The following is a 23,492-nucleotide window of genomic DNA, read 5'->3' on the forward strand; positions in this document are numbered from 1 at the left end:
TTAAAACAACTAATAAATACAACCTAAAACAACTTCTCAATGAACTAATCCTCGCTCTAAAAACTATTTGTTTTTTCGCTTAGCGGGTGCAAATATACAACCCATTTTTAATCTCACAAGTCTTTTTTGAATAATCTTTTTAATTACTTTTTAAACCTTAATTAAAACGCTTGTTCTTAATTGATTATAAATCACTTTTTTTTTATTATTAGATTGAATTACATTATAATTATAGTGTAAATTCATTACACTAATAAGTTCTCAAAAGAATTGGACGCCATAATCTATGGAATACGATTCTAAATACCATAGTAATAATTAATATTCTTTCTGGAATAACATGATACAGTTAAATAGGCTATTAATAGCTACCCAATGCTTAATACCAGCAAAATTGCTCGTGTTAAGCGTTGAAGCGTTTGTCTGAGCTCTTTTGGGAAGTATAAACAAAAAGCGAGCGAGGAAAGCCTGACCCTGACAACGGAAAGGGAAACACAAAAAAAAATCTAAGATTAATTACTATATAGGAAGTACTTAAATTTACTATATTGTGCTTGTCTAAACATCAAACTAAATTATAACCATTAAAATTATTGGTAATGAAAACAAACAAAAAACTATACCTATTGCTATTCCTAGCTGGGTTAATTGCCGCCTGTGACGTTTCTTATTTTGACAAAGAAATTGAAGATGTTTCCTGGGATGGTAATGTGAAAATTCCTGCTGGATTTATTAATTACAATTTGTCTGAAATATTTAACGACATTGGATCAAGTGATTTGAGCCCAACATCTACAGAAGAATTTAGCTTTAGTTACTCTAAATCTTTTTCTGGAGTAAATAACGACGCATTTAATGTAAAAATTGACGACACTAACATAGAAAGTTCTATAGAAAGCCCGATAACTCAAGTAGATTTAGATGGAATTGGAGAGAGTTTTCCATATACTATTACACAAGAAATTTCTCCAGGAGTTACAAATCCGTTAATTGGAACGTATCAAAGAAGCAATCAAAAAGTACATGATTTAAACTTGTCTAAAAAATTAACAGAAGTTTCATTTGACGGAGGTCTTTTTACAATAACATTCACCTCTAAAGTTGATGCAAGCATAGATTTAACAGTTACTATACCATCATTTAAGAAAAAAACAGATGGAGGTATTTTTACTCAAACAGTTACTATTTCTGGTGAAACTCAAGAAACAATCACTTTAAATTTAGATGAGTATTCTGTAGATTTAACCAATGATGGTACTGGAACAGGTAAAACAACAAATAAGGTTGTAATAGATGTAAATTCTAGTTTTACATTTGCAGCTGGAAACCAACTAGATGCAGATGATGCTATATCATATAAAGCTGTAATTTCTAATGTTTCTTATGAGGTAATTTACGGAGATTTTAAACAAGAAACGTTTAATGTTTCTTCAAATACTATTGATTTAGGAGATTTCTTTGACAACTTTAGTGAAGGTGATGTCTCTTTTGAAAACGTTACTATGTCAATAGATGTTACTAATGACTACGGATTTCCTATTAGTATGGATTTATCTTCTGTAAAAGCTGTAAATAATTCATCATCAGTGAATTTAACATATACAGGAAATCAATCTTTAGCAAATACAATTATTGTTGATGAAGTAGCCAACTTTGGAGATGCTGAAAAAATGACTAGTGTAACCCTTGACAATAGCAACTCAAACATAGGAACCCTTTTAGAATCTAAACCATCATCTTTAGAATTTGATGTTTCAGGTTCTGCAAACCCACTTAATTCTGGCGGAGTAAACACAAACTTTTACGCCAAGAATAATACTGGGTTAAGTGCAGAAGTAAAAATTAATTTTGATAAAGTAAGTTTAGATAAAGAAATTGATTTTGATGGCGCTGAAGATTTAGACGATTTTAAATACATTAAAATAGTTGCAAGTGTAGAAAATAAAATTCCTTTAACAGGAGATATCGTTTTAGAATTTAAAGATAATTCTAATCAAATTGTACATACAGAATCGTTAAACGCTTTTCAAGCTGCCAATTTAGGTCAGAATGGACAATCTGATGGTGTTGCAGTTTCATCGAACTTCGAAATAGAGTTAAATGAAACTGAAATAAGTAATATTACTAATGCTAGCAAAATAAACGTAAGAGTTACACTGCAATTACCAACAGGAAAAGATTCTGTTGTTATTAAAGGTAGTGATGAATTAGAAGTAAATGTTGGTATAGAAGCAAACGCAAGTATAACATCTGAAGATTAAAACCATGAAAAAAAATATATATTTAACAAGCCTACTTGTCTTTGTGCTTATCAGCTCTGTAAAAGCGCAAGATTATCTATCTTTTTATAGTTTAAAAGATTATGTAATTCAAACTCAAGATTTATCACCCATTTATTTACCTAAATATAAAGTAAGTTTTGGTACACCATTAAATGTTGGCGCAAACCTTAACTCTACCATAAAACTAAACGACATATTAGTAGAAAGTGGTAATAACAGTTTAAAGTTAGATTTTGACAACCTGAATAGTGTTGCCGGAACTTCTAATGTTTTTGCTACAGATATAACTGCAAACTTATTTATGTTAGCTTTTAAGACTAAAAAAGGTTCTATTACGTTTTTTGCTAATGCCAGAGCTAATTTAGCTTGGGAATTTACGGACACTTTTACCAATATTGCAGCAAACGGTTTTGGGCAAAGTTTTGCCTTATCTCAAGAAAGATTAGGATTAAATTCCTACAGTGAAATTGGTGTGGGTATAACTCGACAATTTTTCAACGATAAGTTTACGGTTGGAGTACGATTAAAGTCGCTAAATGGTATTGCACATTCTTCGATTGAAGATAATGCAGAATTTGCTGTTGATATTAATCAGAATAATTTTCTTTGGACTATCATGGCATCAAACGCAGTAGTTAATACATCTGGAATTGCCAACACTGATGATCTCTCTTTCTTTGGAAATAATAGTGGTTTTGGAATGGATTTAGGATTTGCCTATCAACTTAATAACAAATTCTCTTTTGAATTGGCAATTAATGATTTAGGTTCTATTAATTGGACAGACAATGTAACCAACTATAGAATACAAGACACTACAGGAGCAGTTTTTCAAGGTTTTGATTTCCAAGATTCTGGAAATGTGCAAGGTGAGATAGAAGATGCTTTAAACGATGTTATTGGAACATCTGAAACTAATGATAGTTTTAAAACCAAAATAGGTTCGAGAACTTTTTTCTCGGCAAATTATCAAATGTCAGAGAAAAATGCCTTAAGAGCTACTTATTTTAGTAACAATAATCCGTTTGTAGAAACTAAACCTAGCTTTGGCTTGGGTTATAACAGAACGTTACCCAAAGCAACTTATGGAGTTATAGCAAGTACTGGTGGTAATACTGGAGGCATGAGGTTTGGTGCAAACTTTGCTGTTCAACTTGGATTTTTACAGCTTTATACAGCTATCGAAGACATTTCTAATATTTCTGGTAAGGTTGAAGAAGCAAATCAAGCGAATTTTAGATTTGGACTGAACTTCCTTTTTGGTTACAAAGGAAAATCGAAAATGAAAATCAAAAAAGAAACTGATGACAAAAATTAATTTTGAATACAAAAAGAAAGAGCAATTTATTAATTGCTCTTTCTTTTTTTGTTTTTCTTCTTTTTTCTAATTTTAGCAAACATCTTTTTATAAACGTCAACATCTACTTCTGCTTTTCTTTCTATTATAATTTTAGAAAAATCAAATTGGAGTTTTGAGGGTTGTCTTTTTAATTTATCGTCTTGAAAAGCACGTTGCAAAACATCCTCTATTAAAAAGTCTTCGTTTTCTGTTTCTGGATGATATTCTGATTTCAAAGAAAGCTTAAATACATTTGCTGTAGTATTATACCAAAACGCTTTCCAACCACTTCGTAGTTCTCTAATATTATTGAAAGCTGTTTTACCAGTTTGACGATGAATCAACTTTATTAAAATACGACCTTCTGTTTTGGTCATTTTTTTGATTTGATCTGTAAACTCTCCTTCAATATACTTTTGAATTTGTCTCGTGTATTTTTTGCGTCTTCTTTTAGATTCTATTCTTTTTAACCTCGCGTTTAAAGAATCTAGTCTAGTTGATGCCAATTGCGCATAAGGATAAGCCTTGAAGACTTTTCTACGAAACCATAAATAATAACGAATATCATTTCTGGATTTGAATTTAGGTTTCGGCAATAATTCGAATCCTTTGAATTCTACCGTTAGTGAATCTCCAGGTTTTACAAAAACATACTCATCTATATTATCTGGCAAGGAGTCTTTCTCTTTTACTTGAGCAAAAGAAATGAGACAATTTAAGACTATATATATGTATAATAGGTTTTTCATTTTACCAAACAGAAAAAATAAAGTACAAAGTTACCTAAACAAAAAGGTTGCCAAAACTATTGACTAATTTTATCAATAAAATCTTGTTCTGAAATGATTGGGATACCCAATGTTTCAGCTTTTTGCAGTTTTGAAGGCCCCATATTATCACCAGCAATAATAAAATTTGTCTTTTTAGAGATTGATGAACTGACTTTTCCTCCATTATCTTCTATGGCTTTTTTAAGTTCGTTTCTGCTCATTTGATGAAAAATTCCTGAAACCACAAATACTTGCCCTTGTAATTTATCGGTTTGATTTTCTAAACTTTCAGGTGAAACCTCTAATTGGAGTCCGTATAATTTTAAACGATTAATTAATTGAATGTTTCCTAAATCGGATGAAAAATCGATAATACTTTGTGCTATTCTATCTCCTATTTCATCTACAGCAATTAAAGTTTCAAAATCAGCAGTCATTAAATTGTCTATAGATTTAAAATGTTTTGCTAATTTTTTTGCAACAGTTTCTCCTACAAAACGAATTCCGAGTGCAAATAATACTTTTTCAAATGGAATACTTTTTGATTTTTCAATTCCTGAAATCATATTTTTAGCAGATTTTTCTGCCATCCTCTCTAAAGGAATTACTTGCTCAACTTTTAAATCATATAAATCAGCATAATTTTGAATCAATCCTTCTTTACGCAATAAATCTACAGTTTCTCCACCTAAACCATCAATATCCATTGCTTTTCTGCTAATAAAATGCTGAATCCTTCCAGTAATTTGTGGAGCACATCCAAATTCGTTTGGGCAATAATGTTTTGCATCTCCTTCTGTTCTTACCAAAGGTGTGTTACATTCTGGGCAATTTGCAGCATAAATAGTTGTTGTAGAATTTTCTGGACGTTTTGTAAAATCTACCCCAATAATTTTCGGAATGATTTCTCCTCCTTTTTCTACAAAGACTGTATCTCTTTCTCTTATATCCAACTTTTCAATTTGATCAGCATTGTGCAAAGAAGCTCTTTTTACAGTTGTACCTGCCAATTGTACAGGTTCTAAATTTGCCACTGGTGTAATTGCGCCTGTTCTACCCACTTGATACGTAATTTCATTTAAAATGGTAGAAACTTGTTCCGCCTTAAACTTATAAGCAATTGCCCATCTTGGTGCTTTTGAAGTATACCCCAACTCTTCTTGATGTTGCAGATTATTTACTTTGATTACAACTCCATCTGTTTCGTATGGTAAATCATGACGTTTTTTATCCCAATGATTTACAAACTCAAAAACTTCATCAATTGATGTTGCTAAAGTGATTGTTTTAGGAACCTTAAACCCAACTTTTCTAGCATTCTCTAAACTTTCGAAATGAGTTTTATATTTGCGTTCTGAAGTAACTACTTGATACAATAAACAATCTAAAGGACGTTTTGCAACCTCAGCACTATCTTGTAACTTTAAACTTCCGCTTGCAGTATTTCTTGGATTCCTATAGGCTTCTTCATTATTTGCTAATCGTTCTTGATTCATTTTTGCAAAACCATCAAGGGGCAAAATAATTTCTCCACGCATTTCAAAATCGCGTACAAAGTCCGTTTTGATCTGTAAGGGTAGCGATTTTATTGTACGAATGTTATTGGTAACCTCATCACCTTGAAAACCATCTCCTCTGGTTACTGCTTTTACAAATTGCCCATTTTCGTAAGTTAAATTGATAGACGCACCATCATATTTCAGTTCACATGTATATTCAAGCTCTGTTCTTCCTAATATTTTTTGAATACGTTTTTCCCAGTCTAACAAATCTTCTTTAGAGTAAGAATTGTCTAAAGAATACATTCTGTTTTTATGCGTAACCGTTTCAAAGTTTTTAGTGATGGTACCTCCTACTCTTTGTGTTGGTGAATTTGCATCAAAAAACTCAGGATTTTCTAATTCTAATTTTTCTAATTCTTTGAGTTTGATGTCAAAATCGTAATCTGATATAGTTGCATTATCTAACACATAATAGTTATAATTATGTGTGTTTAATTCATCACGAAGTGATTGTATTTTTTGTGCTGCTGTCATTTATATTCTACTCTCTTACTGTGCCAGAAAAATGATTTACTTTTGGGTTTATAGGATTTCCTGAAGAACGCCTAAAACTAGCAACTTGACCTGTATGCCAAATAGCATCTGCAATAGGCCCATTTATTACATTAAAAAATGGAATGGTAATTTTACCATCCTTTTTTATAGAAAATTCTGCTAAATTTTTACTCGCCTTTATTTTTTTACTTACTGCTGCTATATTTACTAAAGTTTGCTTTCTCTTTTCTGTAAACGTCATTTTAGATTTTTCAATTTCTTGAGGAACTTTTGTTTTTGTTAAACGCAACATCATGTTAGACAAATCGTATAAATGATTTATGGTAGCTTGACAGTTTCTACCTTTTCCATCAGGTTGATATGCTAAATCTTCTGGTCTTAACCCATTTGTAGCCCAATAGTATCTAAAGCCTAAACCATCTATCATTCTTGCTACTGTATTTTGTGCTGTATATTTTTCATCCATCTTTGGTATTTCATAATATGGAAGTTTTTCTTGTCCTTTCATTAGAAATATGTTTATTAAAACTAAGACAAAAGTTAATTTTTTCATTAAAATAAATTTTGATAAAAATAGTGAAAACATTTAAAGTTCTCGATACATTTTGTTTTTCATTTAGATCAAATAGCACACTCTAACTGACAATGACTTTTACATTAAGTTCTCTAAAATTAAGCAAACAAGTTTAGCCCAGATTGAGCGGTATGTTTGAGCTCGTTGAGGAACGAAACAGCGAGTAGCGAAAGCTGGAAATAGCTTCTAAAAAAAATAAAACCCGAAACAGAAAATTGCTTCGGGTTTCTTTGCTTATGTGTTAAGCTGGGGAAATAATATTTTAATAATAGGTAAACCTTCTTACTTTGGCAATGTGTTTTGCCAAACGTATTACTTGATGAGAATAACCGTATTCATTATCGTACCAAACATAAATTACAATTGTTTCTCCGTCTACAATAGTTGCATTACTATCAAAAATTGATGGTGCAGTTGTACCAATAATGTCTGAAGATACTAACTCGTTATCTAAAGAGTATTTAATCTGTTCTACTAAATCACCTTCTAATGCATATTTTTTTAGCATAGAATTGATTCTTTCTTTAGTAACTTTTGTTCGAAGTTGTAAATTTAAAATAGCTAGAGATCCATTTGGTACAGGAACTCGAATTGCATTTGAAGTCAATCTTCCTTTTAAAGCAGGAATTGCTTTAGCAACAGCTTGTCCTGCGCCTGTTTCTGTAATTACCATATTTAATGCTGCAGCTCTACCTCTTCTGTATTTGCTGTGCATATTGTCTACCAAGTTTTGATCATTAGTATATGCATGAATGGTTTCTAGGTGACCTTTATGAATTCCGAAATTATCTTCTAAAACTTTTAAAACAGGTGTAATTGCATTTGTTGTACAAGATGCTGCAGAGAAAATATCTACTTTATCTGGACTGTATTTTTTATGATTAACACCATGTACGATATTAGGAATTCCTTTTCCTGGAGCAGTTAACAACACCTTATCTACACCATTGGCTTTTAAGTGTCTCTCTAAAGCAACATCATCTCTAAAAGCACCTGTATTATCAATGACTAACGCATTATTGATATCGTAATTTGTATAATCTATATCTTCTGGATTATTTGAAGAAATCATTCTAACAGTAGTTCCGTTAATAATTAACGCATTATGTTCTGCATCTACTTGAACAGTTCCTAAGAAATCTCCATGAACAGAGTCTACACTTAACAAAGACGCTCTTTTTTCTAAAACAGTTTTATTGATTTCTCCACGCGTAACAATTGCTCGCAAACGTAATTGAGAACCTCTACCCATTTTAGAACTCAATTCTCTTGCTAATAGACGTCCAATTCTTCCAAAACCATATAAAACTACATCTTTAGGTTGTATGTCTCCATATTCTATAGCATCTCTTAATTTGTGTTTTATAAACTCAACTTTATTTGCTGATTTTTTTGGGCTCAAATAACTTTCATAAGCCAATTTACCAATATCTAATTTTGATGATGGCAAGTCAACTTTCTGAATAGCTTTGGCAATTTCTAAAGCATCTTTAATAGTGATAGGTTTACTTACAAACTCCTTAGCATAATCAATCAAATTTAAAACTTCATTAGCGCGTTTGTCTACTAAAGGATTTCTAAACAAAACCAATTCAATAGATTTATCATACCATAAATCGTTTACAATATTGATAAATTCTACTGTTGCTCTTCTAACTTGTGCTTGAGATAATACTTCTTCTTCGTAATTAATGGCTGTTAACATTTGTTTGAATTAAGTGTTCATTCTGGTGCAAAAGTATTTCTTTTTTTAAAAATACGAAATCGATTTCGTAAAATTTTCGTAAATAAAAAAATCCTGATAAAATATCAGGATTTCATTGAATTATTTAGATTTATTACTACCTGAAAGCATAACGTTCTCTTTCTCCTTCTAAATTAACAACTTCTAAATAAATTACTTTTCCATTACCATAAGATGCATCTATAATTTTAGCAGCTTCAGAAGCACTTCTAACAGGGTTTTTATTAATTTCAGTAATAATATATCCTTCTTTTACTCCGTAATAATCTAAGTTTCTGTTTCCATTTCTTATAATTTTTGCACCACCTTTAAGACTATATTTCTTTAATTCTTTCTTTGATAAATCTTTTAACTGTATATTAAGACCTCTTGATATAAAAGTATCTTTTTTACTTAGCTTAACACTTTTAGTAATAAATTGTCCATCTCTATCTACTGTAATATTTACCAATTCACCTGGTCTTTTTGCCGTTAATTGACCTCTTAACTCAGAAAATTTAGATATTTTCACGTTGTTTACTTTTTTGATAATATCTCCAGCCTTTAAACCTCCTTTTTTTGCTCCACTATCATCAGGTAAAGATGCAATTCTAACTCCTTCAATATCCTGTTCTCTTTGATCAATGTTTATTCCTAAAATAGCTTCTTGTACAGACCCAAACTCTAACAAGTCATCCACAATTTTTTTAGCAATGTTGGATGGTACTGCAAAAGAGTACCCTATAAAAGAACCTGTTTTTGAAGAAATTGCTGTATTAATCCCAACCAATTCTCCTCTAGTATTTACCAATGCTCCTCCACTATTTCCAGGGTTTACAGCTGCATCTGTTTGAATAAAAGAATCTATTGCAGAATTTCCTTCTAAATCTCTTCCTTTGGCACTTACAATTCCAGCAGTTACGGTTGATGTTAAATCATACGGATTTCCTACTGCTAAAACCCATTCTCCAATTTTTAGATTATCTGAATTCGCAAAAGGGATGTAAGGCAAATCTAAATCAGCATCAATTTTTAACAATGCAATATCATTTTCTTTATCTGTTCCAATTAATTCAGCTGGATATTTTTGCTTATTGTTTAAAGTAATTTCAATATTATTTGCGCCTGCAATTACATGATTGTTGGTTACAATGTAACCGTCTTGAGATATAATTACACCACTTCCTGTACCTACTTGTTCGTACTTTCTTTCTCCATTTCCATTTCCAAAGATTAAATCATAAGGATTCATCCTAGTTCTAACCGCAGTATTTTTTACGTGAACAACAGAATGAATGGATCTTTCTGCAGCAACTGTAAAATCAATAGAATTGACTGCACTAGCTTCGCTCTTGTAGGTTGGATTAAAATTTGTTTGCACCGTTTTTAAAGGCTCTGCAATTGTTCTTTCTACAATAACCTGATCGTTAAATAGCATTTTGTAGCCTCCTAATGTAAGAGCTCCTCCTAAAATTGCCATTCCTAAAAAACCAAAAATTTTCTTCATAATCATCGTTTTTAATAATTCAAATATACAATTTTAACATTTTAAAAAAATCTGTTTAACTTGTTTTTAACGCATTTTAACCACGTATTAACAGCATTTTTTTGTGATTGAAATCGCTATCTTTGTGCCAATGAAATTAGAGTTTTACAAATATCAAGGAACAGGAAACGATTTTGTTATGATTGATAACAGAACAAAAATCTTTCCAAAAGAAAATACTGACATAATTTCACATTTATGTGACAGACATTTTGGTATTGGTGCAGATGGAGTAATATTGATTGAGAATCATCCAGAGTTCGATTTTGAAATGATTTATTTTAATGCTGATGGAAGTCAAACATTTTGTGGTAATGGTGGCAGGTGTGCTGTTGCTTTTGCTAAACAACTTGACATTATTGAAGATAGAACTGATTTTTTAGCTGTAGATGGATCGCATTATGCTGAAATTAATAACGGAATTGTCTCCTTAAAAATGATTGATGTTGACGAAGTAAAAGTTAAAGAGGATGCTGTTTTTGCTTATACAGGGACACAACATCACGTAGAATTGGTTAATGATTTAGACAAATTTCCTGTTTTTGAAAAAGGGAGAAAAATTAGAAATTCATATGATTTCCCAGGAAGTAATGTCAATTTTGTGCAACAAATTAATGCTAATACTTTTCGAGTTCGTACCTATGAAAAAGGTGTTGAAGATGAAACTTTAGCTTGTGGAACAGGGGTTACCGCTGTTGCCATTGCAATGCATAAAACACACAAAACTAAAAGTAATTCAATTTCTTTACCTGTAGAAGGTGGTAATTTAGAGGTTTCTTTTTCTGAAAAAAATGGCCTTTACACCAATGTGTTTTTAACGGGTCCTGCTCAATTTGTTTTTAAAGGTTCTGTTATCACATAATGCAAAAATTACAAGGAAAACATATCAACTTACGTGCTTTAGAACCAGAAGATTTAAATTTTCTATTTCAAATAGAAAACAACGATACTTTTTGGGAAGTTAGCCATACACAAACTCCTTTTTCAAAATATATTTTAAAGCAATATATCGAAAATTCTTATCAAGATATTTTTGAAGCCAAACAATTGCGTTTAATTATCGAAGAAAAATCAACCAAAGATCAAATAGGAACAATTGACTTATTTGACTTTAACCCACAGCATATGCGTGCTGGAATTGGCATTTTAATTCATCCTGATTATCAACAAAAAGGATATGCCTCAGAAACATTATCACTACTAATTAACTATTCTTTTTCTAAGCTAAACTTGCATCAATTGTATGCAAATATTACCTCGGATAATACCAAAAGTATCTCGCTTTTTACAAAATACAACTTTAAAAAAGTGGGGGTTAAAACAGATTGGATTTTATCTGAAGGAAAATTTAAAGATGAAATTTTGTTTCAATTGATAAAACACTAATTTTGTTTTTCATTAAAACTAATTTCATTGCGTAAAAAATCATTATACATCATAGGTTTCTTCCTGATTCTTGGAGGAATTTTAGGCTACAATTATTATCAAAAAATATTTGGAGAGGCAATAACAAAAGAGACTGTTTTGTTTGTAAACTCAACAGACAGTTTAGTTGATGTTAAAGAAAAAATATCAGAATTCTCAAGCAAACCTAACACGTTTTTATGGGTTGCAGCACAAAAAAGTGTTACAAAACCTAAGGTTGGGAGATATGTTTTAAAAGAAGGAATGTCTAATAACGACCTGGTAAACATGTTACGAAGTGGTTGGCAAACACCTTTAAAGCTCTCTTTTAACAATCAAGATACTTTAGAAAAATTATCTGGTAGACTTGCAACTCAGTTAGCTACCGATTCAATTTCTTTACTCACTGCTTTTACCGATAAAGAATTCTTATCTAAAAACAACTTGACAAAAAACTCTGTACTCCAAATATTTATTCCGAATACATATGAGTTTTATTGGACAGTTTCTCCTGAGAAGTTCAGAACAAAAATGCTCACAGCTTACAAAAGATTTTGGAACAATACTCGCTTAAAAAAAGCAAAAGCGCTAAACTTAACTAAAGAGGAAGTTATTACGTTAGCTTCTATAGTTCATAAAGAAACTGCAAAAGAAGTAGAAAGACCTATTGTAGCAGGTTTGTATCTAAATCGTCTAAAAAAAGGAATTCCTTTACAAGCAGACCCAACCATTATTTATTGTGTAAAACGAGTAAAAGGACAAGATTTTGTGGTTAAAAGAGTTTTAAATATAGATTTGGAAATTAAATCACCTTATAACACTTACAAAAACAGAGGGTTACCCCCTACTTTGATAGCAATGCCAGATATTTCTGCTATTGATGCTGTACTAAATCCTGCTAAACATAATTATTACTACATGTGTGCTAGCGTTGATAAGATTGGTTATCACGAATTTTCAAAAACCTTAAGACAGCACAATAGAAATGCCGCTAAATATCAACGTTGGCTTAACAGACATAGAATCAATAGATAATATGAAAAAGGTCTTTCAGTTATCATTTTTACTATGCTCGTTGTCATTTTTCGCACAAAACTCATCATTTTTTAAAAAGTCTGACACATTACATAAAAAAAGAAGAAATGTAGTTGTTATTTCTAAAAGTGCATTAGCTGGTGGCGCTTTAATTGCCTTACATCAACTTTGGTATAAAGATTATCCTCAATCAAGTTTTCATTTTAAAAATGATAATAACGATTGGAAACAAATGGATAAAATTGGTCATTTTATGACCTCATATTATGTTGGTAAAATTGGAATGGAAGCTTTGGATTGGGCTGGGGTTTCTAAAAAAAATCAATTGATTTATGGTGCAACTTATGGTTTTGCATTTTTAACTGCAGTAGAAGTTTTAGATGGATTTTCAAAACAATGGGGAGCCTCACCTGGAGATATTTTAGCAAATGCTGCTGGAACTGGACTGTTAGTTGGACAAGAATTATTATGGAACGAACAAAGAATTACTGTAAAATATTCCTTTCATCAAACCAATTTTGCAAAACAAAGGCCTAATACTTTAGGTGAAAATTATTTGCAACAAGCACTCAAAGATTATAACGGACAAACCTATTGGCTTTCTGCAAATATTTGGTCTTTTAATAAAGAAGGTAACTTTCCTAAATGGTTAAATATTGCTGTTGGTTATGGCGCTGATGGTATGCTTTATGGAAATGAAAATACGCAGAATTCAGCCCTTCAAGACCCATATAGACAGTTTTATTTAAGTCTCGATATCGATTTAGTAAAGATTCCTACTAAATCTAAATTCTTAAAATCTGTGTTTTCTGTTATCAATTTTATAAAAATACCTGCTCCTGCTTTAGAAATTAACACTAAAGGTCAAGTTAAATTTCATTATTTATACTTTTGATAAAATTTAACATTTTGGTAATCAACTGAACTCATATTTGATTATACATTTGCATCCGCAAAACAGAAAGATTCTATATATCAAAAAGTTTTTAGTTTTATGCATTATGTTTTTAGGGTTTATCAACGCAACAACCATTGATAAAAAAGCAAATGCAGCAGACGAAGTTTCTCTTCCGAAGTTTGTAGATTTCAATATTCCTTATTTACAGAAAGATTTTGTTGGTTTTAAAGAAGCTTTGGCTTTTAAAGAATCGCAAGGAAAATATACTGCTGTAAACACTTTAGGTTATTTAGGGAAATATCAATTTGGAAGAACTACATTAGAAAGATTCAGAATTTACAATACGCAAGCCTTTTTAAGAAATCCAGAATTACAAGAACGAGCTTTTATAGCATTATGTAAAGTAAATAAATGGATTTTAAGAAAAGATATTAAGCGTTCTGTGGGTAAAACCATTAACGGAATCAAAATTACAGAATCAGGAATTTTAGCAGCAGCGCATTTAAGTGGAGCTGGAAATGTAAAGAAATTCTTGAGAAGTAATGGTGCTATTCGTTTTGCTGATGCTTATGGAGCAACCATTCAGTACTACATGAAGAAATTTGGAGGCTATAATGTTTCTAACATTAAAGCAGATCGAAAAGCTAAGGTTATTTCTTAATTTTTTCTAATTTTTCACTCATTATCAATTACAAATGAATTATAGAAACATAAAACTGAAGGAGAGAATAAAATCATCCAATAGACAAGTTCTTCTGTTGGAAATGTTATTTTAAAAAAGCTAACTTCACCTATATAACTTCCTTTAAAAGACCAAAGATTATTAGTTAAACCAATGTATTCCATTGAAAAATACACTGAAAAAAAATAAATGATTATAGGAGTAATTTTTAATATAAATTTTGGTCTTTTAATTAAATAATATAAAAAAGGAATGATATTAATTATTCCAATATAAGCATATGAGTATTGTTTTGGATATAAATTAGGGTAAATAAAACACGTTAAAATTAATATAACAGAAATGAAACTTAACGTAAAAAAAACTTTTTTAAATCTTTTTGATAAAGTTTTTATTTTTGCATTTGTAAAATAAAAGTGTTGATAAATAATAATAGTCAAAGAAGACATTAACATCCAACCTAAAATTACAGGTAGGTAAAAGCTATCAAAAAATCTAAATTTTTTATCGTGAATAATCCAAGCATTAGTAAGTTCTCCTAAAAAAGTAAATGGCACACCTATAATAACACCAATTACAGTTGCTATTATTAAAATTTTTAACCAATCTTTTTTTTTTCTGAATGATAAATATATAATTGGCGGTAATAAAAAAACTAAACACCCGAATAAAATTGTTACTGTATGAATTTTCAATAAAAAATAAATATTAGAAATAATAAATAACACAAAAATTATTAAAATATCAATTGCTTTAGCTTTCATAAAAATTACTTTTGAATAATGAAAATAGCTGGTTTTTTGTGTAAATCTGGTTGTTGATGTTTCCAGTCTTTCATCATCATTGTTTTAATATATTCTGATGGTAAAGTGATGTCTGCTGCAATACATAAATTTGTAGTTGGTGTTAATGTTGCTTTTAAATCGGCAAACATTTTTTCATTTCTGTAGGGAGTTTCTATAAAAATCTGTGATTGATTTTTAGCTTTAGATAACTTCTCTAACTCTTTAATTGCTCTTTTTCGGTCACCTTTGTCAATAGGCAAATAACCATTAAATGCAAAGTTTTGGCCATTCATACCAGAACCCATCATTGCCATTAAAATAGAACTTGGCCCAACTAAAGGCACTACCTGAATGTTATTTTGATGCGCTTGTTTTACAATAGTCGCTCCTGGATCTGCCACTGCAGGAACTCCTGCCTCTGATAATAACCCAACATTAATCCCTTCTTTACAAACGTCTAAATATTTTCTGGTTTCTATTTCTTCTGCATATTTATCTAACAACATCAATTGCAGCGAAGGTTGGGATTTTTTAGGTGAAATTTTCTTGATAAATCTTCTTGCCGATTTTTCATTCTCAACAATATAATAATCAATTTGTTCAACTACTTTTTTTACCGATAAAGGCATCACCTCTAAAGGTTCAGTTTCTCCTAATGTAGTAGGAATTAAATAGAGTTTACCGAGCATAATTTATAGTTTTTTAGAAATAATTTCACAAGCCTCATCTAGCATTTGATATACATTTTCAAAACCTTGATTTCCTCCATAATATGGATCAGGAACACTTTGATTTGAATTTGGATTAATCTCATTTAAAATCATACTTACTTTTAGTTCATCATTAGCATTTCTCGCTAACGAAAGAATGTTATGGTAGTTACTCTCATCCATAGCATAAATCAAATCAAAATCATCAAAATCTCTAACTGTAAACTTTCTTGCACTTTGATTTTTAATATTTAATTTATACTTTGCTGCAACTGCTATTGAACGTTCATCAGGTTTATTTCCAACGTGATAAGCTGCTGTTCCTGCAGAATCTACAAAAACATCATTAGGATTTACTTTAGATTGTAAAATTCCTTCAGCCAATGGTGAACGACAAATATTGCCCAGACAAACCATCAATACTCTTTGCATACGATTAAAATTTGTTAAAAATAAAAAACAATTTTCTGTTGTAAAGAAAGTTCATTATCCAAATATGAAATTGAAATAAATACTTCTTAACTAAAATTGAAGTGAAATTTATATATAGCTTTAAGATACTAGAAGGTCAACTTTTTTGTTAAATCATCTACGTATTTTCTGAATTGCTTATCTGTTTCTGTTAAGTTATCTACAGTTTTACACGCATGTAGTACAGTTGCATGATCTCTTTGCCCAATCTGATTTCCAATACTTGCTAAAGATGTTTTTGTTAATCTTTTTGCAAAATACATAGCCAATTGACGTGCTTGTACAATATGACGTTTACGTGTTTTAGATTGTAATGTTGCCACATCCATATCAAAGTATTTAGACACTTCTTTCTGAATATAATCTATAGAAACTTCCTTTTTTGTATTCTTAACAAACTTGTCTACAATCTGTTTTGCCAATTCTATAGAGAATTCTCTACGATTAAAAGAAGCTTGAGCAATCATAGAAATGATAACCCCTTCTAATTCTCTTACATTAGATTTGATATTTTTTGCAATATACCCAATGATTTCTTCTGGCATTTCAACACCGTCTCTAAACAACTTGTTTTCTAAAATAGAAATCCTTGTTTCATAGTCTGGAGCTTGTAATTCTGCTGATAACCCCCATTTGAAACGAGACAACAAACGTTGTTCTATATCTTGCATATCTACAGGTGCTTTATCTGAAGTTAAAATTACCTGTTTTCCATTTTGATGTAAATGGTTGAAAATATGGAAGAACACATCTTGTGTACCTGCTTTTCCTGACAAGAACTGAACATCATCAATAATCAACACATCAATCATTTGATAGAAATGAATAAAATCATTTCTTGTGTTCGATTTTACTGAATCTATAAATTGCTGTGTAAATTTCTCTGAAGAAATGTACAATACAGTTTTGTCTGGATATTTATCTTTGATATCAACACCAATAGCATGCGCTAAATGTGTTTTTCCTAAACCTACTCCACCATAAATTAATAATGGATTAAAAGAGGTTCCTCCTGGTTTATTGGCAACTGCCATGCCAGCAGAACGTGCTAATCTATTTGAATCTCCCTCAATAAAGTTTACAAAACTGTAATTAGGGTTTAATTGAGATTCAATCTTAACTTTTTGTAATCCTGGTATTACAAACGGATTTCTTAATTCTCTTTTATTAGATTCTAAAGGAACTGTTACTTTTTGAGGTTTTAAAGGATCTCTATTAGAACTTGGAATTTTAACAATTTGCGGTCTGTTACTGCTGTAATTGTTTTCCATCTTAACATCGTAAATCAATTTGGCTTCATTACCTAATTGTCTTACCAATGCAACACGTAATAATTTAATGTAATGCTCTTCTAACCATTCATAAAAAAATTTACTTGGCACTTGAATTGTTAATGCTTCTCCTGACAGTTTTACTGGCTTTATAGGAACGAACCAAGTTTTGTAAGCTTGTGGTTTAATATTGTCTTTTATGAAAGACAAACATTCATTCCAAACTGAGTCAGCAGTTATAGTCATTTAGGTAAAGTAAATTTTTTTTAGGTTAATAATTTGGTTAAAAATGGACTTTTTTGAAGCCTTTTTCTAAAGCCTTACAAAAGTGTGAATAAAATTCATTAAAAAAAAATCAAATCACTATTGATTATTAATTATTTTTTCCGTAAAATGCTAATATAAATTTTGTCTATTACAATTGAAAAACTCATCAACAAAAACAAGAATCCGATATTCTGAAACTGACCAAATGGGCGTTGTTTACCACGGAAATTATGCTCAATTTTTTGAATTAGGACGCACGGAATGGTTACGTTCTTTAGGGGTTACATACAAAGATATGGAAATCAGCGGAATAATGCTGCCTGTAATTTCTTTAAATTGTAACTTTATTAAATCTGCATTGTATGATGATGTTTTAACCATTAAAACAATTCTCAAAAAAAAGCCCATGGTTAAAATTGAGTTTGATTACGAAGTTGTAAATCAACATAACGAATTAATTTGTACAGGAAATACCACTTTGGCTTTTATGAACAGAAAAACTATGAAACCTGCACGTTGTCCTGATTATTTATTGAGAGCTTTAGGGTATTAAAAAATGCAGTGTTAACTAACAACATTAATCGGGTTATTTTCCAAATAAGCTTTTAAATTACCTACAGCAGTATTCATTAAACGTAATCTAGCTTCTTTTGATGCCCATGCAATATGAGGTGTAATAATACAATGTTTAGCATTAAGTAACGGATTGTCTTTTTGCATTGGTTCTTCAGAAATTACATCTACAGCAGCTCCCTTTAAATTATTTGAATTTAACGCATTTGCCAAATCTTTTTCAACAACTAATGGCCCTCTTGAGGTGTTAATCAGCATCGCTGTTTTTTTCATTTTAAGAATATTCTTAGCATTTATGATTCCTTCTGTTTGCTTGTTTAAAGGACAATGAAGGCTCACAAAATCTGATTTCTGGAGCAATTCATCCAAAGTAACAAAGTTCAAGTTTTCAGTTTCCAACTCATCATATTTAGTTCTATTATACACCAAAATTTTTAAACCAAATGCCGTTGCCAATTTAGCTGTAGCTTTTCCAATTTTTCCAAACCCAATTAATCCAATAGTTTTACCAGCTAATTCTATTAAAGGACTGTTCCAATAACTAAAATCTTTACTAGAAACCCAATCTCCATTTTTTACAGAGATATTATGTGCACCTATCTGATGACTTAATTCTAACAAAAGTGCCATTGTAAATTGTGCAACTGCACCTGAACTATAATCTGGAATATTAGTTACTGTAATACTGTACTTTTTTGCAGCTTCTGTATCTACAACATTATATCCTGTTGCCAATACTCCTATATATTTTACGGACGGTACTTGAGCTAAAATCTCATGACTTAATGTCGTTTTATTAGTAAAAACAATAGTTGCATCACCAATATTTTTTATAATACTCTTTGAGTTATATGAAGTTCTATCATAAACTTTTAAATCTCCCAATTCCGCTAAAGCATTCCAACTAATATCTCCTGGGTTTAACGTATAACCATCTAAAACTACAATTTTCATTATTTATTATTTTGGTAAGTTTATTGCTAAACTATTCTTTTTATTTCAACTTTATACAAAGTTTTAAAAATACTAAAAATAGCATCAGCATCATTTTTTCGAATAGAAATAAGATACTCACAATTCATTTCTAATTTTTGATTGATTATTTCGATATTTTTCTCTTTAATAATTCTTTGTACAGCATTCATCATTTCATAACCAAAATTTAATTGAAAATGAACATTAATGGTCTTTTCTAAAATTTCTGATGACTCTAAAGATAATTTAGCAGATGTTTTGTAGGCTGATATTAAACCACCAACCCCTAATTTTGTTCCTCCAAAATAACGAACAGAAACTACTAAAATATTGGTTACCTCAAAAGATTGAATTTGACCATAAATGGGCAAACCTGCAGAATTATTAGGCTCTCCATCATCATTTGCTCTAAATTTAATATCTTCTATTCCTATTTGATAAGCATAACAAAAATGACGTGCAGAGTGATGTTTTTTCTTTAACTCTTCTAAACATGTTTTAACATCATCTTCTGACAAAACAGGAAATGTATATCCAAAAAACTTACTTCCCTTTTCTTTAAAAAAAGTTTCTTTTGAAGCTTTTTTTATGGTTTTATAACTGTCTTCTAACATATTATGCTATGGTTACTATAATTATTCCAATAATTGCTAAAAACACCCCAATTTTATTTTTTAAGCTAAAATGTTCTTTAAATAAAAATAAACCTACAAGTGTAGATAGAATTACAATTCCTACATTGTTTACGGTAAACAAAACAGAGCTTTCAAAATTTTTATGCTGTAAAGCTTTTATTAAAAACACAATAGAATAGTAATTAGGAATCCCCAAAACAATACCTGCTATAATATTTTTTACTCCAAAAGGTGTTGTTTTTTTTAATGATTTTATTCCTAAAATGATTAATCCAAAAATAGCTGCAACACTAAATAAACTTCCTGAGAAAATAGCTACTTCATTTTCTGGAACAAAATTTACTTCTACATATTTTAAAATAGTATCTATTGCCCCAGAACCAAAAAAAAGCAATATTGGAAACAACAAACTGGCTTTTTTAATTTTTGTTTTAGATTCTTTAACTGATGCCAGGTATACCGCTAAAAGTGCAATAGCAACTCCTATAGCTTTTAAAAAAGTAACCGATTCATTGTAAAGTAAAACACCAAAAAGTACCGGAATCACCACAGACATTTTACCTGCAACAGACGCAACTGAAACACCATTTTTCTGAGCAGTCATAGCCATTACAAAAAAAATAGCCACAAACAACACACCTAAAATTAATGCACCATAAATCCAAGGTTGATTAGGTATTTCTGAAAAATTTACACTTTTTTCTGCAAATGCAAAACCCAAACTAAAAGCGACTATATAATTAATTACAATTGCCTTTAAAACATCAATTTTATAAATGCCAAAGTATTTAAATATCACAAATAATCCTGTAGAAAAAAGGATGCTTAAGAGTAAATAAATCAAAATAAATCGCCTTTTCGGATAAATAATTCAGTGACATCTTCTTCACCCGGAATTAAATTCCAAACGTGAATTCCTAATGAATGTGCAGCGTCTGTATTTTCTTTGGTGTCATCTATAAAAATAGTTTCTTCAGCAATCAACTTATTTTCATTTAAAACAAATTTATAAATATCTAAATTTGGTTTTTTAAAATGAATTTCATGAGTTAAATAAAACTGTTCAAAACAGGTTTTAAATTCGTTAAATAACTCTATTCCCCAATTTTCTTTAATCCAAGAAATATGCATGTCATTGGTATTGCTCAGTAAAAAAACTCTATATTTTTTTGTTGTCACTAATTCTTTAAGAAAGTCTAATCTTCTTAAAGGAAAATCTAATAAAATAGAATTCCATACGTTTTTTAAATCTTCTGAAGAAACACCAACTTTATTATTAAAAAACTCTAAAAATTCATTCGTAGAAATCAATCCCATTTCATAGTGATCTAAAATAGATTTCACTTCAACATCTGTCTCAAAAATATTTAATTTTTGAATTTCTTTTGCAAAACCTTTTTTATCTAAATTGATAAAAATATCGCCAAAATCAAATATGATATTCTTAATCATTGGTATATATTTTTAAAACATCTTTTTGAATGTTTATGTGTTCTTTTTTTGACGCGTTAAAAATCGGTGCTAAAACTCCTTTTCCAAAAGTAACATCACCTGTAAAAACTCGAGCTTCATCCCATAGATTTTCATCTATAAAATTTTGTAGCGTTTTTGTTCCTCCTTCAATAATAACAGATTGAATGTTGTGCTTGTAAAGAACATCACAGATTTGTTTTGCCATGTTTTTTGAGAAATTTATTGTTTCAAAAATTAGCTCTTGACTGCCCTCGATCTGAGAATTATTTTTTTCAGTAATAAAAATTGTTTTCACACTTCCATCAAAAACATGTAAATTTTCAGGAATTCTTAAAGTTCTATCGATTACAATTCTAACAGGATTTTGGCCAAACCAACTTCTTACATTCAATTTAGGATTATCTGAAACAACTGTATTTGTCCCAACTAAAATTGCATGCCCTTTAGCTCTCCATTTATGCACCAATTGTTGAGAGCATGGGTTAGAAATCCAAACAGGTCCTTGCTTGTTCTTAGAAATTGGAGCTACAAAACCATCTTTAGTTTCCGCCCATTTTAAAATGATGTAGGGTCGTTTTTTTTCTTGATCTGTAAAAAACCGTTTATGATGCGCTCTGCATTCATCTTCTAAAACACCAATTACAACTTCAATTCCAGCATTTTGCAATCGTTCAATACCCTTACCCGATACTAAACTGTTAGAATCCACACAACCAATGACAACTTTTTTGAACTGATGTTTTACAATTAAATCTGCACAAGGTGGTGTTTTACCAAAATGAGAACAAGGTTCTAAAGTCACATAAATTGTTGCTGATTTCAAAACCGATTTATCTTTTACAGCAGCAATTGCATTTACCTCAGCGTGATTTTTTCCATAAGGTGATGTAAACCCTTCAGCAATAATTTTATTATCATATACTACAACTGCACCTACAGAAGGATTTGGACGAGCAGTTCCAATTCCGTTTTTGGCAATTTGCAAACAACGTTGTATGTACTTTTTATGATCCAATTATAGCTTTATTTCTTTGGTTTGATTTATTACAAAAACTTTTTTAAACCCTAAGAACTTGTATTGTAAATTTCCTTTAAATTGTATTTTAATCGATTTATTAAAAATAGTGTTGAGCAAGCCACCTAAAATTCCGTTTTTATTATTTTCAAACACTCGTTTTGTTGGGATGACAACGTGTAAAGGAATAGCAAATTCTTTTCTAGCAGGTACTTTAAAATCATCAGAAAAAACCTGAGCCACTTCATTATTATTTACAAATATTGACAAATTATCAGTAGAAATTTTACCTCCTACATCATTTGGGTTTTCAAAAAAAGCTTCTGCTTTTAAACGTATTGTATCTGATGCAATTGCAATTACCTTTACATTATCTACTTTCAAAAAAACAGGTTCTTTGTTTACAGAACAGCTTGTTATTATAAGAAACAAAACAATAAAATAGATCAGTTTTTTCATCAAGAATATTTAAAAAATAGGTAAATTGCTCTTGCAAAAATACAGTATTATATGATACCTCAAGATTTTATCATAAGAGAAATTCAACCTGATGACAATGCGCAAATGGCAGTTGTAATCCGTGAAGTAATTTTAGAAATGGGTGCTCCAAAAGTTGGCACTGCATATGAGGATAGAGCTACTGACCAAATGTTTGAAAACTACCAAAAACCAAAAGCTGCTTATTTTGTTATGGAACATAAAAATAAAATTGTTGGTGGTGCTGGAATTGCTCAATTAGATAACTTTGAAGGCAATACTTGTGAATTGCAAAAAATGTATTTTTTACCAATTGCAAGAGGAAAAGGTTTAGGCACAAAACTAATTTCAATTTGCTTAGAAAAAGCCAAAGAATTTGGTTTTGGCAATTGTTATTTAGAAACCTTACCATATATGAAAGCCGCTGTAAAATTGTATAAAAAATATGGTTTTACAGACTTAGAAAAACCTATGGGAAATACCAGACATTACAACTGTAATGTCTGGATGATTAAAGAAATAAACTAAAT

24 protein-coding genes are annotated in these 23,492 nt (G+C 30.3%); 9 read left to right on the top strand and 15 right to left on the bottom strand.

The window, feature by feature from the left end:
• Window positions 1-599 precede the first annotated feature (599 nt).
• Window positions 600-2,261 (top strand): hypothetical protein, encoded by a 1,662-nt coding sequence (locus FP421_RS12475; protein ID WP_159951124.1) that lies wholly within the window; start codon window positions 600-602, stop codon window positions 2,259-2,261.
• Window positions 2,262-2,265: 4 nt separating this feature from the next.
• The gene (locus FP421_RS12480) at window positions 2,266-3,600 is read left to right on the top strand and encodes a DUF5723 family protein (protein ID WP_159951126.1); all 1,335 of its coding nucleotides are present in this window, start codon (window positions 2,266-2,268) and stop codon (window positions 3,598-3,600) included.
• Window positions 3,601-3,629: 29 nt separating this feature from the next.
• Here FP421_RS12480 and FP421_RS12485 read toward each other — a convergent pair whose 3' ends face one another.
• The 5 genes from FP421_RS12485 to FP421_RS12505 form a co-directional block, all read right to left on the bottom strand.
• Window positions 3,630-4,370, bottom strand: coding sequence for a DUF4294 domain-containing protein (locus tag FP421_RS12485; protein ID WP_159951128.1), 741 nt, complete (start codon window positions 4,368-4,370; stop codon window positions 3,630-3,632).
• Between the two features lie 56 nt (window positions 4,371-4,426).
• A complete protein-coding gene (ligA, locus tag FP421_RS12490) occupies window positions 4,427-6,427 on the bottom strand; it encodes an NAD-dependent DNA ligase LigA (protein WP_159951130.1) in 2,001 nt (666 codons plus the stop codon).
• 7 nt (window positions 6,428-6,434) lie between these two features.
• Window positions 6,435-7,001 carry a hypothetical protein gene (locus FP421_RS12495; protein ID WP_201288846.1) on the bottom strand — a complete coding sequence of 189 codons (567 nt, stop codon included), beginning with the start codon at window positions 6,999-7,001 and terminating at the stop codon, window positions 6,435-6,437.
• 283 nt (window positions 7,002-7,284) lie between these two features.
• A complete protein-coding gene (locus tag FP421_RS12500; protein WP_159951132.1) occupies window positions 7,285-8,727 on the bottom strand; it encodes a glyceraldehyde-3-phosphate dehydrogenase in 1,443 nt (480 codons plus the stop codon).
• A 136-nt stretch (window positions 8,728-8,863) separates the two neighbouring features.
• Window positions 8,864-10,252, bottom strand: a complete 1,389-nt coding sequence (locus FP421_RS12505) for a trypsin-like peptidase domain-containing protein (protein ID WP_159951134.1) — start codon at window positions 10,250-10,252, stop codon at window positions 8,864-8,866.
• A 130-nt stretch (window positions 10,253-10,382) separates the two neighbouring features.
• Between FP421_RS12505 and dapF the strand changes: the two genes are divergently transcribed.
• The 5 genes from dapF to FP421_RS12530 all read left to right on the top strand — a co-directional run bounded on the left by dapF (window position 10,383) and on the right by FP421_RS12530 (window position 14,289).
• A complete protein-coding gene (gene dapF, locus FP421_RS12510) occupies window positions 10,383-11,153 on the top strand; it encodes a diaminopimelate epimerase (RefSeq protein WP_159951722.1) in 771 nt (256 codons plus the stop codon).
• On the top strand, window positions 11,153-11,677 hold the full coding sequence (locus FP421_RS12515) for a GNAT family N-acetyltransferase (RefSeq protein ID WP_159951136.1): 525 nt from the start codon (window positions 11,153-11,155) through the stop codon (window positions 11,675-11,677). Before dapF ends, FP421_RS12515 begins: the two co-directional genes overlap by 1 nt.
• Window positions 11,678-11,704: 27 nt before the next feature.
• A complete protein-coding gene (mltG, locus tag FP421_RS12520; protein WP_159951138.1) occupies window positions 11,705-12,730 on the top strand; it encodes an endolytic transglycosylase MltG in 1,026 nt (341 codons plus the stop codon).
• Between the two features lies 1 nt (window position 12,731).
• The gene (locus FP421_RS12525) at window positions 12,732-13,625 is read left to right on the top strand and encodes a DUF2279 domain-containing protein (protein ID WP_159951140.1); all 894 of its coding nucleotides are present in this window, start codon (window positions 12,732-12,734) and stop codon (window positions 13,623-13,625) included.
• A 106-nt stretch (window positions 13,626-13,731) separates the two neighbouring features.
• Window positions 13,732-14,289: a peptidoglycan-binding protein LysM gene (locus FP421_RS12530; protein WP_159951142.1), complete on the top strand. Its 558-nt coding sequence runs from the start codon at window positions 13,732-13,734 to the stop codon at window positions 14,287-14,289.
• 14 nt (window positions 14,290-14,303) lie between these two features.
• On the opposite strand, the gene FP421_RS12535 is transcribed toward FP421_RS12530, so the two are convergent.
• The 4 genes from FP421_RS12535 to dnaA form a co-directional block, all read right to left on the bottom strand.
• The gene (locus FP421_RS12535; protein ID WP_159951144.1) at window positions 14,304-15,074 is read right to left on the bottom strand and encodes a hypothetical protein; all 771 of its coding nucleotides are present in this window, start codon (window positions 15,072-15,074) and stop codon (window positions 14,304-14,306) included.
• A gap of 5 nt (window positions 15,075-15,079) precedes the next feature.
• Window positions 15,080-15,784 (bottom strand): SAM-dependent methyltransferase, encoded by a 705-nt coding sequence (locus FP421_RS12540; RefSeq protein WP_159951146.1) that lies wholly within the window; start codon window positions 15,782-15,784, stop codon window positions 15,080-15,082.
• Window positions 15,785-15,787: 3 nt separating this feature from the next.
• The gene (locus tag FP421_RS12545) at window positions 15,788-16,237 is read right to left on the bottom strand and encodes a low molecular weight protein-tyrosine-phosphatase (RefSeq protein WP_159951148.1); all 450 of its coding nucleotides are present in this window, start codon (window positions 16,235-16,237) and stop codon (window positions 15,788-15,790) included.
• 128 nt (window positions 16,238-16,365) lie between these two features.
• On the bottom strand, window positions 16,366-17,793 hold the full coding sequence (dnaA, locus tag FP421_RS12550) for a chromosomal replication initiator protein DnaA (RefSeq protein ID WP_159951150.1): 1,428 nt from the start codon (window positions 17,791-17,793) through the stop codon (window positions 16,366-16,368).
• A gap of 175 nt (window positions 17,794-17,968) precedes the next feature.
• Here dnaA and FP421_RS12555 point away from each other — a divergent pair, with 175 nt between their 5' ends.
• Window positions 17,969-18,367, top strand: a complete 399-nt coding sequence (locus tag FP421_RS12555) for an acyl-CoA thioesterase (protein ID WP_159951152.1) — start codon at window positions 17,969-17,971, stop codon at window positions 18,365-18,367.
• 11 nt (window positions 18,368-18,378) lie between these two features.
• On the opposite strand, the gene FP421_RS12560 is transcribed toward FP421_RS12555, so the two are convergent.
• Genes FP421_RS12560 through FP421_RS15135 form a run of 6 tightly spaced genes read right to left on the bottom strand, consistent with a single transcriptional unit; the run spans window position 18,379 to window position 22,944 of the window.
• Window positions 18,379-19,341, bottom strand: coding sequence for a D-2-hydroxyacid dehydrogenase (locus tag FP421_RS12560; protein ID WP_159951154.1), 963 nt, complete (start codon window positions 19,339-19,341; stop codon window positions 18,379-18,381).
• A gap of 26 nt (window positions 19,342-19,367) precedes the next feature.
• Window positions 19,368-19,976: an IMPACT family protein gene (locus tag FP421_RS12565; RefSeq protein ID WP_159951156.1), complete on the bottom strand. Its 609-nt coding sequence runs from the start codon at window positions 19,974-19,976 to the stop codon at window positions 19,368-19,370.
• Between the two features lies 1 nt (window position 19,977).
• Window positions 19,978-20,841: an EamA family transporter gene (locus FP421_RS12570; RefSeq protein WP_159951158.1), complete on the bottom strand. Its 864-nt coding sequence runs from the start codon at window positions 20,839-20,841 to the stop codon at window positions 19,978-19,980.
• The gene (locus FP421_RS12575) at window positions 20,838-21,449 is read right to left on the bottom strand and encodes an HAD-IA family hydrolase (RefSeq protein WP_159951160.1); all 612 of its coding nucleotides are present in this window, start codon (window positions 21,447-21,449) and stop codon (window positions 20,838-20,840) included. The genes FP421_RS12570 and FP421_RS12575 overlap by 4 nt, the downstream gene beginning before the upstream one ends.
• Entirely contained in the window at window positions 21,442-22,485 is a 1,044-nt protein-coding gene (gene ribD / locus FP421_RS12580; protein ID WP_236548111.1) for a bifunctional diaminohydroxyphosphoribosylaminopyrimidine deaminase/5-amino-6-(5-phosphoribosylamino)uracil reductase RibD, read from the bottom strand. The genes FP421_RS12575 and ribD overlap by 8 nt, the downstream gene beginning before the upstream one ends.
• Window positions 22,486-22,944 (bottom strand): LEA type 2 family protein, encoded by a 459-nt coding sequence (locus FP421_RS15135; protein WP_201288847.1) that lies wholly within the window; start codon window positions 22,942-22,944, stop codon window positions 22,486-22,488.
• A 51-nt stretch (window positions 22,945-22,995) separates the two neighbouring features.
• Between FP421_RS15135 and FP421_RS12585 the strand changes: the two genes are divergently transcribed.
• A complete protein-coding gene (locus FP421_RS12585) occupies window positions 22,996-23,490 on the top strand; it encodes a GNAT family N-acetyltransferase (RefSeq protein ID WP_159951162.1) in 495 nt (164 codons plus the stop codon).
• The last annotated feature ends 2 nt before the right edge of the window (window positions 23,491-23,492 follow it).

This window comes from Polaribacter septentrionalilitoris, assembly GCF_009832745.1.
Taxonomy (GTDB): Bacteria; Bacteroidota; Bacteroidia; order Flavobacteriales; family Flavobacteriaceae; genus Polaribacter; species Polaribacter septentrionalilitoris.

Excerpts from the sequence above, each read along its gene's own strand:
- FP421_RS12475 (WP_159951124.1), top strand. The coding sequence starts at position 600 with ATGAAAACAAACAAAAAACTATACCTATTGCTATTCCTAGCTGGGTTA.
- FP421_RS12480 (WP_159951126.1), top strand. The coding sequence starts at position 2,266 with ATGAAAAAAAATATATATTTAACAAGCCTACTTGTCTTTGTGCTTATC.
- FP421_RS12485 (WP_159951128.1), bottom strand. The coding sequence starts at position 4,370 with ATGAAAAACCTATTATACATATATATAGTCTTAAATTGTCTCATTTCT.
- ligA (WP_159951130.1), bottom strand. The coding sequence starts at position 6,427 with ATGACAGCAGCACAAAAAATACAATCACTTCGTGATGAATTAAACACA.
- FP421_RS12495 (WP_201288846.1), bottom strand. The coding sequence starts at position 7,001 with ATGAAAAAATTAACTTTTGTCTTAGTTTTAATAAACATATTTCTAATG.
- FP421_RS12500 (WP_159951132.1), bottom strand. The coding sequence starts at position 8,727 with ATGTTAACAGCCATTAATTACGAAGAAGAAGTATTATCTCAAGCACAA.
- FP421_RS12505 (WP_159951134.1), bottom strand. The coding sequence starts at position 10,252 with ATGAAGAAAATTTTTGGTTTTTTAGGAATGGCAATTTTAGGAGGAGCT.
- dapF (WP_159951722.1), top strand. The coding sequence starts at position 10,383 with ATGAAATTAGAGTTTTACAAATATCAAGGAACAGGAAACGATTTTGTT.
- FP421_RS12515 (WP_159951136.1), top strand. The coding sequence starts at position 11,153 with ATGCAAAAATTACAAGGAAAACATATCAACTTACGTGCTTTAGAACCA.
- FP421_RS12525 (WP_159951140.1), top strand. The coding sequence starts at position 12,732 with ATGAAAAAGGTCTTTCAGTTATCATTTTTACTATGCTCGTTGTCATTT.
- FP421_RS12530 (WP_159951142.1), top strand. The coding sequence starts at position 13,732 with ATGTTTTTAGGGTTTATCAACGCAACAACCATTGATAAAAAAGCAAAT.
- FP421_RS12535 (WP_159951144.1), bottom strand. The coding sequence starts at position 15,074 with ATGAAAGCTAAAGCAATTGATATTTTAATAATTTTTGTGTTATTTATT.
- FP421_RS12540 (WP_159951146.1), bottom strand. The coding sequence starts at position 15,784 with ATGCTCGGTAAACTCTATTTAATTCCTACTACATTAGGAGAAACTGAA.
- FP421_RS12545 (WP_159951148.1), bottom strand. The coding sequence starts at position 16,237 with ATGCAAAGAGTATTGATGGTTTGTCTGGGCAATATTTGTCGTTCACCA.
- dnaA (WP_159951150.1), bottom strand. The coding sequence starts at position 17,793 with ATGACTATAACTGCTGACTCAGTTTGGAATGAATGTTTGTCTTTCATA.
- FP421_RS12560 (WP_159951154.1), bottom strand. The coding sequence starts at position 19,341 with ATGAAAATTGTAGTTTTAGATGGTTATACGTTAAACCCAGGAGATATT.
- FP421_RS12565 (WP_159951156.1), bottom strand. The coding sequence starts at position 19,976 with ATGTTAGAAGACAGTTATAAAACCATAAAAAAAGCTTCAAAAGAAACT.
- FP421_RS12575 (WP_159951160.1), bottom strand. The coding sequence starts at position 21,449 with ATGATTAAGAATATCATATTTGATTTTGGCGATATTTTTATCAATTTA.
- FP421_RS15135 (WP_201288847.1), bottom strand. The coding sequence starts at position 22,944 with ATGAAAAAACTGATCTATTTTATTGTTTTGTTTCTTATAATAACAAGC.
- FP421_RS12585 (WP_159951162.1), top strand. The coding sequence starts at position 22,996 with ATGATACCTCAAGATTTTATCATAAGAGAAATTCAACCTGATGACAAT.